This window comes from Paenibacillus sp. sgz302148 (assembly GCF_056120465.1).
On the sequence record NZ_JBVYOJ010000014.1, the window covers coordinates 157,035 to 174,588 of the forward strand.

Here is a 17,554-nt window from a genome sequence, read left to right on the forward strand (position 1 = left end):
GCGATAAAATTGATGGGGTATTCGTTAAAGTAACAAATTTTTAACCATCTTGAAATTAACTAACTTAACACCTTTGCGCTCAACTTCCTGCGATTGAACTACTCGAAATCCTTGACGTTCAAAAAACGGTCTAGCCGTTATACTTGCCTCTGTATCCATTTCTTTAAGACCTCGTCCTCTTGCTTCAAGTTCAAGTTTATGTACCAATGCAGAAGCAATACCTTGTCCCTGAAAATCCTTGTGAACGAAAAGTCTATCTAAGTGACCGTATGGAGTCATGTCAGAAAAACCGACGATTATACCATTGATTTCCGCAACATATGTGACATTGCGACTGAGAGAGTCTTTCCAAGTATTCAGTTTGATCGTCTCTTCGTCTTTGGGAGCCCAAGCATCAAGTTGCTCTTGCGTGTAATCCCGTTTGTTTACTGAATGTACGGTTTCGTAGAATAAAGAGACAATTTGATTGATATCCGTATCCGTGAACTTTCTGATATCCATTTTAGATCCGCCACTTATTAACTCCAAATGAAGCAGGGGGAATGGTTGACCTGAGTTGTCTAGTTCTGATCGACCAACCTGAACAAATCCGAGCTTTTTGTAAAATGCGTACGCCCCGTCATTTTGCTCATTAACATCCACTTGTAGATTTCTACCCTTTATTTTCACGGCATGATGAATTAATCTGCTCCCTACGCCCTTTCCATGGTATTTGGGGTCTACGAACAACATTTCGATCTTGGTTCCGTCAAGCCCAATAAACCCTGTAGGTTCTGCATTTTCATTAACTTCCTGCCATATCTCTACTTCTTTGAGCGCTCCGTTTTTAACCATGTCATGATAAAATTCAATATCCTTATCTGTCAAGAATGTGTGGGTATGGACCACTGCTTTATGCCATATATCCACTAATCGATCATGATCTTGATCTTGATAAGCTACAATTCCGTTAGACATTATTCATCCTCCGTTGTCTACTACTTAATTTATTTATCTTAACGACTTAAATCAAAGATACGGCCGTCTTGATATAAGTGTAAAGGCCGCTGTCCATACCATGTGCAGCAGCGTCTTCCGGATTCTCGCCATAATAACGTTCTGCTGCCTGAACAAAGGTTTTACTCGCAGGGGCGTAAGCATCCATCTTCGCCTGCCAGCGCCTGGCCAATTCGGCAACTTCCGGGTCATCCGGCGGCTTTCCCCCGTTTAGACAGCTGCGAAATTCGTTTAACAGAATCTGCCCTTCCTCATGGATGTTCTCCAGCTCGTCCGGTCCAAGCCGCTTGCTCCACCTTTCCAGCTCATCAGCAAGTCCCTTCGAAAAATGAGGGCTTTGCATCATCCTCATCATTTGCATCACGAGCATAAACCGTTCGCCGGGTATCGGCTGACCCGAATGAAACCGATCCAGCATGTACTGCACACGATCTTTCAGTTCTGTCAGTATGCCGATTTGTTTGTTCAAGCGGGAAAGCTGCAACTCAAGCATCTCCTCCGGACGGAAAGACGGATTATGAATCATTTCTTTGATTTCTTCAAGAGCAAAGCCTAAATTTTTCAGTGATAAAATGTGATGCAGCTTCACGACGTCGGCATCCGTATACAAACGGTGTCCGGATTCGGTCGTCCGAGAGGGGGATAACAACCCGATCCGGTCATAGTGATGGAGCGTTCGAACTGTCGTACCCGTACGTTTGGCGAGCTCTCCTACCTTCCAATTGACGTTCACGATGCTTTCACCTCCATTGGCTATTACTTCTTGAACCTAACGTAACGTCAGGAATTATACTCAATTTTATCCCGGGAAAATACAAATTTATGAAGAAAGCTGGAACGGAACATCATGTATGAAGATAATTATTTGGTCAAAGCTCTGGCCTATGGCGATCAAGCCCGCATTCTATTGATTGAAAATACGGAGCTCGTCACGGCTGCATGCAATCGGCGTCCGATGCACCCGATACTGCGAATTGCATTGGGCAGAACAATCTCCGCCGCGAGTCTGCTTACTGGAATTTTGAAGGACAATCAGCGAATCAGTTTGAAAATAAAAACCGGCCACCGGGATTACAAAGTTTTCGCAGATGCAGATTCTTGGGGTAATGTGCGTGGCTATATCAGCGATGAACTATTGAACGCACCTCCGGAGCTTCTGGACCATATCACGCTCGAGCAATTGATAGGCTCTAGAGGATGCCTGCAAATTACGAAGGATATCGGCATGCACGGCACGTTTACCGGAATCACCGATATGCCTTACGGAAATATCGTCGACGATCTATCGTATTATTTTCAGCAAAGCGAGCAAACGCCCACCTTCTTTTCTTTATCGATCGAAATGGATGAATCGGGACACATCGTCCGAAGCCGTGGCGCCATGGCTCAACTGCTTCCGGGAGCACCGATCGAGTTGATTGATCACATCAAGAACGAATTGCTTCTATCGAATTTTGAAGACATGCATGCTGTGGGCAAGGAGCCCATTCGATTGTTCTGTGGCTGCTCCAAGGAAATGCTGATTCCGATGCTACGTGCTTTGGACAAGGAAGAGCTGACTTTTGCATACGTTGCAGGCCGTTCAATCGAAATCGTATGCCATATATGCGGGAAGGCCTATCCGTTTCAACCGGATGAAATTGCAGGCATATCATAAACATCGTAATAGTAGCAAAGCAATACCATTATACGCCAAAAAAGACCGGACCGCTATTGAGCGACCTGGTCTAATTCATCGGAATGTTCCCTTACTTAATATTCGTCGTGTAGGCGCCACCAAGCATATGCCGGGGTTTGCGGCCATCCTTCAGGTGAATCCTCCCAGTCTTCCTGGCGGCCGAATGGTGTAAGGTCGAGTAAATTGAAATCAGCCCGGATCCTATCGACGCCGCGAGCTGTCGTATAATAGGTGCGAAAGACTTTGTTTTCTTCACGAAGAAAGACACTTAGGCCGAATCCGTTGCCCGCACTGCAATCGACGTTGAAATTATTGCCGTTCGATGAGAACCAAGGCACTCTCCAGCCCATACGCGCCTTGTAAGGTTCAATCTGCGCCAGTGGTGCGGGTGAGACCAGAATGAAGGTCGTATCGCGGGCATGTAGATGGGCAAGATGGCCGATATTGTCTATGAAAGACGAGCAGCCTGGGCAACGGTGATCGGAGCCGGGAGCCATCATGAAGTGGTAGACGATGAGCTGGCGACGTCCGTCGAAAAGATCAAGCAAACTCGCCGAACCGTTCGGACCCTCGAAGGCGTAATCTTTGTCGATCCGTACCATTGGCAATCTTCGACGCTCTGCAGCCAGCGCATCCAACGCGCGAGTGAGTTCCTTTTCTTTGACGAGTAGCTTTTCGCGAGCAGCTTGCCACTCTTGTTCTGAAACGACTTGCGGTCGTGCCATTTTATTCGTCGCCATTTGTTTCCTCCTTGAAATTTGTATTCCTTTATATCCTAGCATGCTTGACTTTTTATGATTTCTTACCAATTGCGCATTTAAACCCGGATATCCAATCATTTAATGAAGAAATATATGAAAAACGTAAGTGATACCTATAATTAATATATTTTTCATCTAGTTGTCTTCATGTTAGTATATTTGAATAGAACGAAAAACAAAGCAGGGGCAGAAAATGTGACGGATGTAGCCTGCTTGTTAACGAAAAGATGAGGAGGTTCAATCATGATAAATGATACGGATCTGAAGCATCTGCGACGCTGTATTGAACTTGCAAAGGCTGCTCTGGAGGTTGGTGATGAGCCGTTCGGTTCCGTCCTTGTATCAGCCAACGGAGATGTGCTCGCGGAAGACCACAACCATGTTGCCGGCGGCGACCATACCCAGCATCCAGAATTTGCATTGGCGCGTTGGGCGGCGGGCAATATGTCAACGGAAGAACGAAGCAAAGCGACGGTCTATACTTCGGGTGAACATTGCCCTATGTGCGCTGCGGCACACGGCTGGGTTGGTTTAGGCCGGATTGTTTACGCGAGTTCCTCCGAACAGCTGGCACAATGGCTGAGTGAAATGGGGGTTGCCCCATCGCGCGTTCGTAATCTTGCAATCCAAGAAGTGATTCGTGATACTACAATCGACGGCCCTGTTCCTGAACTCGCCGAACAAGTTCGGGAACTCCATCGTCAGTTTTACAAAAGGTAAGCTCCGCAATAAGGTCTGACGTTAGGTTTCAGCTTAAGCAAAAAGGGTATCCTTGGGGGATACCCTTTTTCATTTCAGTTATAGACACTTTGCTCTGAAGTTGTCCCGCAGCTCAGTAAAGGTCTGATTTTGTTAACTAACGTTCTATGATCTCAATAATTTCAACAACACAACGTTCAATTTCCTTATTTGAGCAGTCAAGAGTGCTATCACTATACTTCATGTATAGGGGAACTCTTTCCTCATAAACATCCTTAAGACTATTTCCTTTCTTCATGACAATGCCTCTGGTTGTTATGTTTATTAGTCTCTTTTCAATTTCCTCATAGGGGACATGTAAATAAATAATATGCCCACCCTGTTTAAGTACATTCATAGATTTTTTTGAATAGATAACACTTCCGCCTGTTGATATAATGCTATTTTTCAGCTGCAATTCTGATACGACTTTTTCTTCGATTTCCATAAATCTTTCGTTTCCATCTTGATCAATAATATCTTGCAGCAACCTACCTTCATGTTGCTGTATAATAATATCAATATCCACGAATTCCATTCCTAAAGCTTTTGCAAGCAGCACGCCTAAAGTGCTTTTGCCAGCTCCAGACATACCAATAAGAACTATATTCATATTCTTCCTCACTTTTGCATAAGAAGTTATCGGGACGTCATCCCATTCTATCCTGTAAAATATTCGGTAAAAACCACTCAATTCCCTGCATTGCAAAGGCAAAATGAAGATTACTAGATTACTATCTAAGTAACCAGTTCTCGGGAATTGTCATGAGATCTGCAGGTTTCCTGTAGCGTTCTCCGATTTCTTGAAAACGGTCCAAAACATTGGCGTCCAACAATCCTTGCTGATTCGGTGCTCCGTTCAATAAAAACGTGACGTTATGCTTGTACGCATCATCGACTTTATCCAGCACCCAGTCCGCAGTTCGAAGCTCCATCGCCGGATCCGTTGTTCTCCAAAACCAAGTTTTCGTCAAAATATTGCAGCTTGCGCCAGGACCGGCAAACGAGTCTTCCACCTCTTGACCGGCAGCATTTTCATAAAAAACAACATCAGTATGATTCAGATTGGATTCGCAGCTAATATTCATCAGCAAACAATGCGGCTGAAGCCGCTTGACCCATTCATCGATTTCTTCAAAAGGAAGATCCTCATAATTAGGACCGCCCCAATGAGCGTTCCAGCCGTCGATGATCAGGAACGGAATATCGCCGTATCCTGTCAGCAGCTCTTCGAGCTGGTTTTTAATAAATTGTTTGTCTTCCGGGGTGCACTTTTTCCGGCCGATCTTATGATGCAAGTCCAACATGGAGAAATACAGCCCTGCTTCAATCCCTTCCTGTCTGAACGCCTCAAGATACTCCTTCACGACATCCCTTGGATTGGTTGCATTCTTGATGCAATGCTCCGTGTATCGGGTCGGCCATAAGCTGAATCCTTCGTGATGCTTCGCCGTCAGAGCGGCAAATTTCATGCCTGCGGATTTAGCGGCTTTCGCCCATTGAGCGCAGTCCAGCCGGACCGGGTTCCAGTCCTTCGGGTCAAATACGAATCTGCGAGGCTCATCATGATTTTCATGATCATATTCCCAATCTTGGATTTCAGTATCGGCAAACTGAAACGTAGCGCTATTGAAGTGAATGAACATCCCGAATCTTTGATTGACAAACCATTGCTGCCTCTGTACTAAATCTTGATTGTTCATATAATAGACCTCCTGGAATCATAGGATATCTACTACTGTATCGAATTGCTTTCCTTGATACAGCTGACAATGGCGACTTTCTATAGTACAATTTCTACATCATGTGTAAAAGGTGATCGTATGCTCGTACTTGAATTGCAGGTTCCCCCGTTTCCTCTGCTGGCCACGATCGGTTATACGTTGTGGCCGCCGGGCGTAGTACATGCTGAACGCCAATTTGGCGTTTTTGATATGATTTTTTGCATCAAAGGTACGTTGAATATGGAGGAGAACGGGGTGAAATACGAGATCGAGGAAGGCATGATGCTGATCCTTGAACCGGGAAAAAAACATCGCGGCTACCGTCCGACAGAGACGGAAACCGAGGTGTATTGGATTCATTTTCAATACTCGCTTACCTCTGGGCCGCTGCTGGTGGAGAAAAACAACTGGCAGCAACCGCTGTTGAAGGCGACGGATCAGGATACTGAAGCCCATCCGGCCATGATCGATCTTCCTAAATTCGCCAAAGTAGATATGCGAACGATCGTCCCACATTTGGAAGAAATGATGAAGCTGCACAGCGTGCTTACACAGTACCGTTCCTTCGAGCTTCATGTTTTGTTCGGCCAGCTTCTTATCCAATTGCAAAACGGGATGAGAAAAAGCAGCCCACAAGCTCGATCTTATTTCCTTGGCGAGAAGGTGGCTGCTTACTTGGCGAGCCGCTTAGAGCTCCCCTTCGACTCCGCTCAAATGGAGCGCGATTTGCATTATCATTTCGATTATTTGGCGCGATGCTTGAAGCAATATTCGGGGATGAGTCCGCTGCAATACAGGCATCATTTGCAGATTGACCGGGCAAAACGTCTGCTCGCTCATTCGGAGCTGCCCCTGAACAAAATCGGCGAACAATGCGGCTTTCAGGATAACACTTATTTTATCCGTCTGTTCAAGCGGCAAACTTCGTTCACACCCGGAGAATACCGGAAGCAATATCAGGTGTTTCGTGTGGATTAGTGCCGAAGCCAAAGGATGTAGTTCGTGCACAAAAAATGGAGCAGCTGCCACGGCATGCTACTCCACTTTCGAATTCGCTATTTTGGTTCACCGATCTAATTTAATCATTCTCTTCAATTTGTAATATGCCCCACTTGTCGTCTTTGCTTACTACTGCAAGACCTTCAGATACAGGACACACACAATGATATTCAAGCGGGATAACGACATTACCGGTCTTGTCAATATACCCCCATTTATCATTCATGTTTACTGCCGCAAGCCCTTCGCTGAAATAATATACACAATCATATGAGAACGGTATTACGATCTCGCCATTTTTGCCTATGAAGCCCCATTTGCTGCCTTTTATCGCGGCCGCGAGTCCTCCATGGAATGAACCTAAGATTTCAAAATGTGCCTGGAAAGGTGTATTTCCCATCTTATCTATATGGCTCCATATGTGATCATCTTTTACCGAAACCGCAAAACCTTCAGAAAAACGGTGACATCCCGAATATTCCAAAGGGATCTGGAGATTGCCTGTTCTGTCGATAAATCCCCATCTATCGTTCTTAGTTGCTTCCTCAAGCACCGTAAAAGCTCTCTTGGAGTGTTCTTCATAAGTTTCATCTTCCAACCGCGGTATATTCGGCATAAATACACCGTTGCCTGTCATTACTCTTGCACGTTCTTCTTGAAAACTGTCTACAAAATCATAGTTCAGTCCAAACGGTATAACCGCTTCGCCTGTTTTGTCTATATAGCCGAATTTGCCGTCTTTTCGAACCGCCGCAAGCCCTTCGTTGAATAGCATTTCGTTGAATGGATTTGCGCAGTCATATTCAAATGGTATGACTGTTTTGCCGGATTTATCTATAAAGCCCCATTTACCGTCTTTTCGAACTCCTGCAAGCCCTTCGCTGAACCGGCATGCATACTCATATTCCGGCGATATGACTATGTTTCCTGTTTGGTCCATATATCCGCATTTGCCGTCTTTCAGGATTGCGGAAAGCCCTTCGCTGAAAATATACTGTATCCGCGGCAGCGATGACTCCGTGTGGCCGTCATACAGCTCTACCGGTATTACGACCTTACCTGTCTTGTCTATGAATCCCCATTTTTTTTCGTCGAAGTTGTTTCTCACCGCCGCAAGCCCTTCTCGAAACCCCTTTACAAGTTCGTAATCAAGCGTTGGTTCTACTAACGTTTTAACAATGTATTTCATGCAATTCGTCATGTTTCGTCCTCCTAATTCCTAAATTGATTTGATAGCAATTTATCAGCTCTCATATGGCAAACACGGAATATTGAATTTTCAGACAAAAGATGTTGCCGGATAGCAGCAGTCGTGAACTGCCGCTAATTTTACTAATATATTTTCTCTACTAAATGCGAAGATGAGCAATTTTGGGGGCTAATTGAAGAAGCTCATTTCCATTGACCTCTTCTACTGCTTGATACCATCTTTCATTTACACTTTGAGGGGACATTGCTCCAGCAATAGCTGCCCCCATTGAGGCTACAGAATCCGTGTCACCGCCTAAATTAGCGGCGAATAAAGTTGTTTTCTCTGCTGATTGGGTGATAACTGCGAGGTTTATTGCTAACGCAACGATGTTTGGAGTCTTCCAGGGCATGTATTTATCTTTAATATCCTCTAAGGATAAGGTCCCCCGGCTTGAAAGTTCTTCATATACACGTATAATTAAATCGGCTACATCTTCTTCAGAATTGGCGGGCCGATATTTTTCTGCTAATCTAGCTCCTCGAACAGCATATTGCAGTATCTCAGAAGGATTTTTCCGATCAATTGCAGCCGAAACTGCTACAGCTATTGCACTAGCACCGCATATCGCAATCCTTCCCCCGTGTGTGGGAATGCTCGCCTCAAAAACACTTGAAACGAGTTCATCCAATCTCCGAGTCGAGAACAAGTAACCAATTGGTGCAGAACGCATTGCCGCTCCGCATCCATCACCTTCAAATGCCACTCGTGCCGGGTCACCCATCTGTTGGAATTTCCCTAGAAGTAAAGTAGGGCGATTGGATTTTTTGCAAAGCATTAATTCTTGCCCAACAGATGTATGCGTAATTTTACCGTCTTGTGCTATGACCCGGGCAATGGAGATTGTCTGTTCGGTATCATCCGTTGTCTCGCCGAATCTCCAGAGATAATGCCTGCCCTCATATCGGGGCATGATGCTGCCAATTTCTCCGTGAAAGCCGCTAATACCTTCTGGGAACCATTTTTTGATATCCTCATACTGTAACGATTCCGTTTGCTTACCGATCGCATCCCCCGTTGCCAAACCTTTTAAAGAAGCAATGATTCGTTGTAAGGTATTCTCCAACTTTTCAACCACCCTTTAACCCATTTACCTTATTTTAGCATAAATAAATATATACGGCGCAAAAGATTTAGCTTATCGTTACATTTAAGAAATAATCATCCATCTCCAAATACTCTAGCAAAAATCGATATTTGCTTGACTCGGCGTCTTGAATAAGACGACCGGACTCATAGAACATAATCGTGCCATTTCCTTCTTCTACACGGTCACCTAATAATCGCTGCAGTTGTTTAACAGTGCCGACACTTCCGTCAATGAGTTCAGCTTGTTTACCGATAACACTTCGGATTCCGCCCCGAAAATACGGGAAATGCGTGCACCCCAAAACGACAGATCCATACTGCTCTAAATCGATACCCCTCAGTTGATCCCGCAAGTACGACAGAACCGCTTCTTCCACAAAATCAAGTTTTTCCGCCATTTCCACAAGTCCGGGAAGAGGCAGGCTTTCGACCATATCTCCACCGTCAAGACTACTTACGAGACTTTTATATTTTTCCTCTTGAAGTGTAAGTCGTGTGGCTAGAACCAAAACCTTCTTTTGCCGTTTCTTACTTTCCCGAACGGCGGGTTTCACGGCTGGCTCTATGCCTAATATAGGGAAATTATACTTATGACGCAGCTCCTCGATCACAATGCTTGTTGCAGTATTGCAGGCAATAACGATCGCTTTCACGCCTTGCCGAGCAATAAATTCGATAGCTTCAGTAACATATTGTTTGACCTCTTCCTTCGGCTTCTCACCGTACGGAACATGATCCGTATCCGCATAAAAAATATAATCTTCCTTCGGTAACAGCTTAAGGGCTTCATAAAGGACAGTAAGTCCACCTACCCCCGAATCGAAAAATCCTATCTTCACGATGTAAACACCATCCCTCGTTGCCAAGAATCGAATTAATACGCTATGTATGCAAAAGTACATTGGTTCTTATATATGGGCTCTACTCATTATACCAAAGTTACGTTGGCGTAAAGAACACATATGGAAAATGATGTTATCCCGTAGGCGGATATATAATATAATGGAGTGGTGTGAGATCAAATGCCGTTTAAGGGGGGATTTTTTTGAAGTTAACAGAACTCATTGGACTGCTGACTATATCTGAAGTTCATGGGAATGTAGACATCGACATAACTGGGATCAATATGAATTCGAAATATTTGCAGCCGGGTGAGCTGTTTGTATGTATACCCGGTATTCCCGGATTACAGGAAGATCGCCATCAATATATAGACGATGCAGTAATAGCTGGGGCAGCCGCTATTGTTATTGAACGTGAAGGAATCGAAGTCTCTGTGCCGACAATAAAAGTGCCGAATGCCAGATACGCGTTGGCGCTGCTATCCGCGCATTTTTACGGATATCCAAGTCTGGAGCTTAAGCTAATTGGCGTGACGGGTACGAAAGGGAAAACGACAACAAGTTACATGATTGAATCCATCCTGGCTCAGGCCGGGTACCGTACGGGGTTAATGGGGAATATCGGCACGAAGATAGGTTCTACCCTGCATAAAACGGATATAAATACTCAGGAACCTCCGAAGCTGCAGTCGAATTTAAGGAAAATGAAGGATCAATCAACGGATTATTGCGTCATGGAAGTGAGCTCTCAAGGATTGCATATGGGAAGAGCACTCGGTTGTGAGTTTAGAACGGCTGTGTTTACAAATTTGACTCATGACCACCTGGATTACCACAAGACGAAGGAAAATTATATCGCGGCAAAAGGTTTGCTTTTTTCGGGAATGGGAAACTCATTTTCGCCGGATCCCTCCAAACGAAAGTTTGCCATATTGAACGCCGACGATGAAGCCTCTCCCTACTTGAGTGGAATTACTGCTTCGCAGGTTATTACTTACGGGATTCAACAACCTGCGAATGTAATGGCCAAAAATATTCAATTGACCTCTAAAGGAACAAAATTCACTCTTCTTTCCTTTGCGGGAGATACCGAGATTGAACTGAGGCTGGTCGGAACGTTTAATGTGTATAATGCGCTTGCCGCCATTGCGGCAGCTCTTGCCGAACAAATTCCACTTGATAGGATACAACAAGGGTTGATCGGTTTGACCAGTGTTTCCGGTCGAATGGAAGTCGTCGATGAAGGACAGGACTATCTTGTGCTTGTCGACTATGCCCATACCCCGGATAGTTTGGACAATGCGCTGTCCACTTTACGTGAATTCGCAGATCAGAGAATCATTACGGTATTCGGCTGCGGCGGAGACAGGGATCGAACCAAACGTCCCGTAATGGGAAGCTTGGCCGCGAAACATAGCGATTATGTCATCATCACTTCCGATAATCCGCGTACGGAAGAGCCGGAAGGAATCCTTAAAGAAATTGAGCTTGGGATCTCGGAGTTCGGAATGTCTGATGACTCCTATGAAATGATTGCGGACCGAAGGCAAGCGATCGCCCGCGCAATCGAAATGGCCCGTTCGGGCGATATTGTTTTTATCGCAGGAAAAGGCCATGAAACGTATCAAATTCTGAAGGATCAAACGATCCATTTCGATGATCGTGAAGAAGCCAGGGTCGCGATTCGCAACAGGAAGCAGTAGAAATAATAAGCGTCAAATTGTCCCTCTCCTCTGTTAGTGGGCTTTTTGACGCTTACTTCGTTAACCGCCTAAGAAAATCGCTCACCAATTTTTCGCTTTAACTTTCATGGTTCCTATTAATTTATCAATTATGAAACCAACGATATACCAAAAGCCTATCGCCAATATTGCTGTTATCCACCTAAAATTGTAATTTACGATATCATCATAACCAGCAAATAATTTAATCAAAAACTCAATATTACTGATGAGATTGGCAGTTACTTGGTTCGTTCCTTCGCCAAATCCATGATTGTAACTCTTGTCTATGATGAAAGCAATTAAAGTTAAAACGATTTGTATGCTTGGCAAAATCAATTTAAAACCCAAACTTTACGCATAACAGTCCTCCTATGGAACTAAATAATCGGATTGTAACTACCTTCAAATTCAAAAAGGTATTCATTGTCGATACGAACATATCCAAGAATGCAATGCTGCCTATCCCTTCGAAAAACACTGGAGTAGTTCATATTATCTCTGTTACCTTCTGCAACCAATATTTCCTTGTCATCACAATCTAGTACAATCCCGATATGATCATGAGAGTCATCGGACAATAGTTTATCATAGATGACGATGTCTCCTCGCTGCGGCGTAAAGCCTCCTTGTCCATCATAGTAGAGAAATCCGGTTTCGGGCAACTGGGCCCATTCTAGCCATGCGCCTACTCCAGCAAATCGACAGACACCATTCGGATAACGAATCGGCAAAAGAATTCCGGCCTGCCTGCAGCAGTAAAACACGAATGCCGCACACCAACCGCCTCGGAGCGCTTTATGTATATCGATATCCGGCCAATACTTGCAGATTTCTCGATACTGCTCGTCTCCCGGTATGCCGATTATGTTTGTCCCTGCGAGCGCTTCTGCGATGTCTGCCAACTTACGACGTTTGTCACCAAAATCAGTATTCCATTGTGCCGATGCTTGATCGCTGCTCGAAACTTCAAATTTACCCGGGATCGCCAATTCGTCTAAAATATTTTGAAGTCTTCGTGCATCTAATTGGGGGATTTGGCTGCCCGAAGTCTGAAAGAACCGCTGAAGTACAATAGCATCCTTTATGATTTCTTCATAAGGTCCATGAACTTGATTTCGGTAATCCTGATAAAAAATTGCCCGAAGGATGACAAGCATCTCTTCGTTCGAAAAAATCTGAATATCTCTGATGATCGGTCTCACGGCCTCTGCGCTGTTCGGACCGGCAAACTCTCCGATTCCGGTTATATAATAGTAATAATAGTGAAGCAACCCTGCGATTGCAGCGAGTTCCGAATTGTGTCCTCTCTTTATCGCAAGCATAGAAGCGAAGGTCGAAACTCCGTAAAGATAAACGCAGGCATCCTGTTTTTCCCCAGAGTTCTCCATCTTTTGCAGCATTTCATGTACAAGTACTCGAATACTCTCGTAACGCTTTCTCTCGGTATTCATAGTTTCATCTCCCTTGGTCCATATTTTTGAATGTTATTTCTTGTTTCAACTTTGTTGATACCAACTGGCTTGCGCTTTGTAAAGCTGAGCATATGCTCCATTCCTTGCAATTAGCTCGTCATGTGAACCTTGCTCGACGATTTTCCCCGAATCCAGCACGAGAATCCGATCCGTAAGCTTTGCGTAGCCTAGCCGGTGTGATATGAACAATACGGATTTGTTTTCGGCCATTTTCTGAAAATGATGGTAAACGTCCACCTCCGCTTTCGCATCCAAGGCCGAGGTCGGCTCGTCGAGAACAAGTACGGAAGCGTCTTTGATATAAGCTCTTGAATTCGCCAGCTTCTGCCACTGGCCAATGGAGAGGTCTTCTCCCTGCTCCTCGAATTCTTTGCCAAGATGAGTATTGTACTTCCCTTGGAAAGTTTGGATGAACGGGTCTGCGCCGCTTTTAGTCGCTGCATGCTGTATCAGCTTCACATTATCTATCACTTCTAGATTTCCGAAACCAATATTTTCGCGAACGGTCAGTTGATACTTCATGTAATCTTGGAAAACCGCCGCCGTTTGTGCCCTCCACCATGTCGGATCTAACTCGCTAAGATTAAGTCCATTCATCGTAATATAACCTGAGGTTGGCTTGTAAAGCCCAAGCAGCAGTTTAGCCAACGTGCTCTTCCCTGCTCCGTTCATCCCGACTAGAGCGATCCGTTCACCCGGATGGATCGTGAAACTAATTCCGTCAAGGATCGGTTCGTGAATACCCGGATATTGAAAAGTAACGGACTCAAATCTAATTTCCGGAACTTCTTCAGCATTCCATATCGGATGCTCCCCCGATGGATACTCCTCTTGAATTTGCAAATAGTCCAGCATGTCTCCGATGTATCTTAAATCGTGATCGAGCGCAATCACGCTCCCGAACGCCAACATCGTTGAATCTCGAAACCGCTCCGCCGCGCCGATAAAAGCCGCATAGTGTCCGAGTGAAAGCTTGCCGGCAGCGATAAAAGCAACAACGCCGGTTATTACGAGCACGTACATCCATTGCTCGATGATGGAGGGAACAATTCGAAGCCGAAGTCCATGGGCTGCCAGTTCAAGACGGTCGTCCCGCATCTGATGAAACAATGCCTCTCTTTTTTTGTACAAATATGGTTGCAAACCGAATACGCGGATTTCCGCCGCGGGTTGTTTTCCCACAAGCAATCTGCTCAAATATTGCAGTTTACGTTCGGAAGGGGTATGCTTCTGATCCAGCTGATATTTTGCCCTATTGAAGCGGAGCTGCACGATTTGCAGTACGATGACTCCGGCTATAAGAATTAGCGGAAACATAACATGGGTCGAACCGAGATAAATCAACAACCCCGCGGCTGTGAAGCAATGAAGCAGCACATAAAACAAATGCTCAATCGTTCCCGTGAGCGATTGCTCGACTCCCTGCTGAGCCCGGCGGAGTTGATCATATACGGCGGGAGTTTCAAATTGAGCGAGGGAAAGCCGGCTGGCTTTGAACAGCAATTGTTCCTGCGCCCCAACCTTCATCTGTTCGCGCAGATTTGCGCCGTACCATTGGCTCAGCATTTCGAAACATGAATGAAGCAGCAGGACTGCGATAAAAATGGCTAAAGATCCGAACGCCATGCTTAATGATCTCGTTCCTTCGATAACTCCTACCGCAGCATCAACCAACTCCTGCAGCAGGTAAATGCCGAGTATCGGCAGCAGACCTGTGATCGCAATCATAACAAGCAAAAATACCGTCTTCCGCCGCGATAGCTTCCATAAAAACAGCACTGCCTTTGGGAAATACCGCCATCTCCGGTATACCGAATTCAAGTCAAACACCTGCCTTATTCGTGTTGTACCACTCGGCTTGCTGTCGATACAGCTGAGCATATTTCCCGTCTAATTCCATCAGCTGCTCGTGTGAACCCTCTTCCACAATGCGTCCTTGTTCGACGAATACGATTTTGTCGGCGAGTTGAGCGGATCCGAGACGGTGAGAAATAAGAAGAACGGTTTTCTCTTGCGCGAGCTGCAAAAAGTTGCGGTACACTTCCATTTCAGACAACGCGTCCAGCGCAGCTGCGGGTTCGTCGAGAACGACGATTTCGGCATTACGGAGATAGGCTCTCGCTATCGCTATTTTTTGCCATTGTCCGCCCGACAGTTCCTGTCCGCCCTCGTATTCCTTGCCCAGTACGGTATCGTACTTGGCAGGCATCATGTTGATCGTCCACGAGATTGAACCTCTTTGAGCCGCTTGGTTGATGGCTTCCAGATCATGAATATTATCCAAGCTGCCAAAGCCGATGTTTTCCCTTACCGTCAAGGAGTAACGGACATAATCCTGAAAAACTGCCCCCGTTCGTTCCCTCCAGTGTTTAGGGTCTATCGATTTCAGATCAAACTGATCGACCCATATGTTTCCTGACACCGGTTGATACAACCCAAGAAGCAATTTGGCAATTGTACTTTTGCCGGCGCCATTCTCACCGACTAGTGCAATTTTTTCGCCGGGTCGAACGATTAGATTCATCTTGTCGATCACCGGCTTGTCGCTTCCGGGGTAGCTAAAGCTCACGCCTTCGAATCGTATCCCCTCCTTCAACCCGCTTGTAAGCTTAATACCCGATGCCGGTTCCTCCCCTTCCATGGCAAAAAAATGACGCGTATGCTGCAGCTCGCTGCAAAATCTGTGGAGCCCCTCGATACGCCAGCTTATATTTTGAATCCGATCCAGGTACTGCTGCACGGCAAACATCAAAGCAATCAAAACACCCGCACTGAGCTTTCCTTTGGCCCCAAGCAGCAGCAATACGCTTAAAATACTCGCATGAATGCCGATTTGGATAGCGACGACGGGGATTCCTTTTGCCATGTTGCTTCGTTGCACAGCATTTAATTGGTACATCATCCTGTCGGATAGCTCCCTCCACCTTCCAATCATGTAAACAGCTAAACCATAGAGGCGGATTTCCGCCGCAGGCGCTCGTTCGGTAACCATTTTCATCATGTAAGATCGCTTCCTCTGCACCGGAACTAAAGAGACCATCGCGCTCGTTAGATCGATGCCGCTTTTCACGCGCCATTTCAATAAAATGATCGTCCCTAAGAGAAGAATTATCGGTAGGAACCAATGTGCCGTGCCCAGCATCCACATGATGCCGATCAAGCTGCACGTTGCGGACAAAAGCCGCTGCAACTGAGCGAGTTGATTCGAAACCGTATGCCCTTCCATGGAACGTAAAGCGCGATGCATCACGTCATGGAACTTCGAGCTTTCAAAATATTCGAGCCGCATGCTTAAGGCTTTGGCATAGAACTTTTGATCGAAATTTTGCTGGACTCGTTCATTCAGTCGAGCAGCTAGATACCTTTGAAAAGTATCCATATACATCATCCAGTTGACGATCATGATGACTAATGTGAGGAGCAGCCAAGGATAATACGGGGCAAGAATGGCGATGATGGAATCGTTCATGGAAGGAAGCGGCGATTGAAGATGAGAAGCCAGCGTGTCCACCAGTCCAGTCGTAATCTGAATCTGCAATAACGGCAAGATCCCCCCAATCACCGAAGACATGATCAGGAAAACGGTAAAAATAGGCCAAGGCGCAATTAGCATGGTGTAGGCAAACCGGGCTGCTTCCCGAAAATTCGTCCATTTGTCAGCAAAGAACACTACACTCCTCCTCCGGCATTCCGTATTCGTATCGTCGCCGCAACTCCCCCTTTTCACGGGCGATACGAGATAAAAAATACAGGATTTATGGAAAAAAGTATAGACTTATAATTTTCTTTCCGTTATACTAATATTATGGAAGGCGAGGACACCTGTGTTGTATTAAGATATGCCAAAATTCAATATACGTAAAGATAACGCGACCATTTTGTGTCGCGTTTTTTATGCGAACGTAAAGCTGTACGAGCTCGCTTTCCCTCTGTTGTTTCCCCCCAAGTGAAAAAAATGGAACAGCTGCCGCGGCATGCTGCTCCACTCACTTCTGATTTCATAAGTCAATGTTGCTCGAGTATTTATGAAAGCTTTCGATAATCATCAGTCAATATCCCGGAAAAACCCCAATTTTCATCCTCAATTTCTTGAATGACAATATGGATATGTTCAGGCTTTTTGCCTAGCGTATTGACAAGAGTTGCGGTAAATTCTTTTACGATTTGAGCCTTTTGTTCTCTAGTTGCACCTTTTGTTATTTGAAGATTGATGTATGGCATTACTCTAACACCTCCATTTTGGTGAGAAATCGCACTATGACGCAATTTCGAATCGACTCAT

Annotated in this window: 16 protein-coding genes and 1 pseudogene; 4 read left to right on the plus strand and 13 right to left on the minus strand. The window is 45.3% G+C overall.

Annotation, left to right across the window (positions count from 1 at the left end; all coding sequences use genetic code 11):
• Positions 1-24: 24 nt before the first annotated feature.
• The 3 genes and pseudogenes from AC0LWM_RS21105 to AC0LWM_RS21115 form a co-directional block, all read right to left on the minus strand.
• Complete coding sequence (locus AC0LWM_RS21105) at positions 25-501, minus strand: GNAT family N-acetyltransferase (RefSeq protein ID WP_474677004.1); 477 nt, start codon at positions 499-501, stop codon at positions 25-27.
• Between the two features lie 18 nt (positions 502-519).
• Positions 520-957 (minus strand): annotated as a pseudogene (locus AC0LWM_RS21110) (acetyltransferase); the annotation flags it as partial.
• Between the two features lie 46 nt (positions 958-1,003).
• Positions 1,004-1,729: a MerR family transcriptional regulator gene (locus tag AC0LWM_RS21115; RefSeq protein ID WP_474676966.1), complete on the minus strand. Its 726-nt coding sequence runs from the start codon at positions 1,727-1,729 to the stop codon at positions 1,004-1,006.
• A gap of 114 nt (positions 1,730-1,843) precedes the next feature.
• Between AC0LWM_RS21115 and AC0LWM_RS21120 the strand changes: the two genes are divergently transcribed.
• A complete protein-coding gene (locus AC0LWM_RS21120; RefSeq protein WP_474676967.1) occupies positions 1,844-2,653 on the plus strand; it encodes an Hsp33 family molecular chaperone HslO in 810 nt (269 codons plus the stop codon).
• Positions 2,654-2,748: 95 nt separating this feature from the next.
• Here the strand turns inward: AC0LWM_RS21120 and AC0LWM_RS21125 are convergent, their stop codons facing one another.
• Positions 2,749-3,414, minus strand: a complete 666-nt coding sequence (locus tag AC0LWM_RS21125; RefSeq protein ID WP_474676968.1) for a DUF899 domain-containing protein — start codon at positions 3,412-3,414, stop codon at positions 2,749-2,751.
• Between the two features lie 264 nt (positions 3,415-3,678).
• On the opposite strand from AC0LWM_RS21125, the gene AC0LWM_RS21130 reads away from it, so the two are divergent.
• Positions 3,679-4,155, plus strand: a complete 477-nt coding sequence (locus AC0LWM_RS21130; protein ID WP_474676969.1) for a nucleoside deaminase — start codon at positions 3,679-3,681, stop codon at positions 4,153-4,155.
• Between the two features lie 136 nt (positions 4,156-4,291).
• Here AC0LWM_RS21130 and AC0LWM_RS21135 read toward each other — a convergent pair whose 3' ends face one another.
• Positions 4,292-4,786, minus strand: a complete 495-nt coding sequence (locus AC0LWM_RS21135) for a shikimate kinase (RefSeq protein ID WP_474676970.1) — start codon at positions 4,784-4,786, stop codon at positions 4,292-4,294.
• A 121-nt stretch (positions 4,787-4,907) separates the two neighbouring features.
• Entirely contained in the window at positions 4,908-5,876 is a 969-nt protein-coding gene (locus AC0LWM_RS21140) for an alpha-L-fucosidase (RefSeq protein WP_474676971.1), read from the minus strand.
• 120 nt (positions 5,877-5,996) lie between these two features.
• On the opposite strand from AC0LWM_RS21140, the gene AC0LWM_RS21145 reads away from it, so the two are divergent.
• On the plus strand, positions 5,997-6,875 hold the full coding sequence (locus AC0LWM_RS21145; RefSeq protein ID WP_474676972.1) for a helix-turn-helix domain-containing protein: 879 nt from the start codon (positions 5,997-5,999) through the stop codon (positions 6,873-6,875).
• A gap of 100 nt (positions 6,876-6,975) precedes the next feature.
• Here AC0LWM_RS21145 and AC0LWM_RS21150 read toward each other — a convergent pair whose 3' ends face one another.
• The 3 genes from AC0LWM_RS21150 to murI all read right to left on the minus strand — a co-directional run bounded on the left by AC0LWM_RS21150 (position 6,976) and on the right by murI (position 10,073).
• A complete protein-coding gene (locus tag AC0LWM_RS21150; RefSeq protein WP_474676973.1) occupies positions 6,976-8,097 on the minus strand; it encodes a WG repeat-containing protein in 1,122 nt (373 codons plus the stop codon).
• A gap of 148 nt (positions 8,098-8,245) precedes the next feature.
• Positions 8,246-9,211: an ADP-ribosylglycohydrolase family protein gene (locus tag AC0LWM_RS21155; RefSeq protein ID WP_474676974.1), complete on the minus strand. Its 966-nt coding sequence runs from the start codon at positions 9,209-9,211 to the stop codon at positions 8,246-8,248.
• 67 nt (positions 9,212-9,278) lie between these two features.
• Positions 9,279-10,073, minus strand: a complete 795-nt coding sequence (murI, locus tag AC0LWM_RS21160) for a glutamate racemase (protein ID WP_474676975.1) — start codon at positions 10,071-10,073, stop codon at positions 9,279-9,281.
• Positions 10,074-10,279: 206 nt separating this feature from the next.
• On the opposite strand from murI, the gene AC0LWM_RS21165 reads away from it, so the two are divergent.
• Positions 10,280-11,779 (plus strand): UDP-N-acetylmuramoyl-L-alanyl-D-glutamate--2,6-diaminopimelate ligase, encoded by a 1,500-nt coding sequence (locus AC0LWM_RS21165; RefSeq protein WP_474676976.1) that lies wholly within the window; start codon positions 10,280-10,282, stop codon positions 11,777-11,779.
• A gap of 398 nt (positions 11,780-12,177) precedes the next feature.
• Here AC0LWM_RS21165 and AC0LWM_RS21170 read toward each other — a convergent pair whose 3' ends face one another.
• The 4 genes from AC0LWM_RS21170 to AC0LWM_RS21185 all read right to left on the minus strand — a co-directional run bounded on the left by AC0LWM_RS21170 (position 12,178) and on the right by AC0LWM_RS21185 (position 17,493).
• Entirely contained in the window at positions 12,178-13,251 is a 1,074-nt protein-coding gene (locus AC0LWM_RS21170) for a CHAP domain-containing protein (RefSeq protein ID WP_474676977.1), read from the minus strand.
• 45 nt (positions 13,252-13,296) lie between these two features.
• Positions 13,297-15,093, minus strand: coding sequence for an ABC transporter ATP-binding protein (locus AC0LWM_RS21175; protein WP_474676978.1), 1,797 nt, complete (start codon positions 15,091-15,093; stop codon positions 13,297-13,299).
• 1 nt (position 15,094) lies between these two features.
• Positions 15,095-16,942: an ABC transporter ATP-binding protein gene (locus tag AC0LWM_RS21180; protein WP_474676979.1), complete on the minus strand. Its 1,848-nt coding sequence runs from the start codon at positions 16,940-16,942 to the stop codon at positions 15,095-15,097.
• A 353-nt stretch (positions 16,943-17,295) separates the two neighbouring features.
• On the minus strand, positions 17,296-17,493 hold the full coding sequence (locus tag AC0LWM_RS21185; protein ID WP_474676980.1) for a tautomerase family protein: 198 nt from the start codon (positions 17,491-17,493) through the stop codon (positions 17,296-17,298).
• Positions 17,494-17,554 lie beyond the last annotated feature (61 nt).

Bases quoted from the DNA above. Each gene is read 5' to 3' on its own strand.
- AC0LWM_RS21105 (WP_474677004.1), bottom strand. From the start codon at position 501: ATGGATATCAGAAAGTTCACGGATACGGATATCAATCAAATTGTCTCT.
- AC0LWM_RS21120 (WP_474676967.1), top strand. From the start codon at position 1,844: ATGTATGAAGATAATTATTTGGTCAAAGCTCTGGCCTATGGCGATCAA.
- AC0LWM_RS21125 (WP_474676968.1), bottom strand. From the start codon at position 3,414: ATGGCGACGAATAAAATGGCACGACCGCAAGTCGTTTCAGAACAAGAG.
- AC0LWM_RS21130 (WP_474676969.1), top strand. From the start codon at position 3,679: ATGATAAATGATACGGATCTGAAGCATCTGCGACGCTGTATTGAACTT.
- AC0LWM_RS21135 (WP_474676970.1), bottom strand. From the start codon at position 4,786: ATGAATATAGTTCTTATTGGTATGTCTGGAGCTGGCAAAAGCACTTTA.
- AC0LWM_RS21140 (WP_474676971.1), bottom strand. From the start codon at position 5,876: ATGAACAATCAAGATTTAGTACAGAGGCAGCAATGGTTTGTCAATCAA.
- AC0LWM_RS21145 (WP_474676972.1), top strand. From the start codon at position 5,997: ATGCTCGTACTTGAATTGCAGGTTCCCCCGTTTCCTCTGCTGGCCACG.
- AC0LWM_RS21150 (WP_474676973.1), bottom strand. From the start codon at position 8,097: ATGACGAATTGCATGAAATACATTGTTAAAACGTTAGTAGAACCAACG.
- AC0LWM_RS21170 (WP_474676977.1), bottom strand. From the start codon at position 13,251: ATGAATACCGAGAGAAAGCGTTACGAGAGTATTCGAGTACTTGTACAT.
- AC0LWM_RS21185 (WP_474676980.1), bottom strand. From the start codon at position 17,493: ATGCCATACATCAATCTTCAAATAACAAAAGGTGCAACTAGAGAACAA.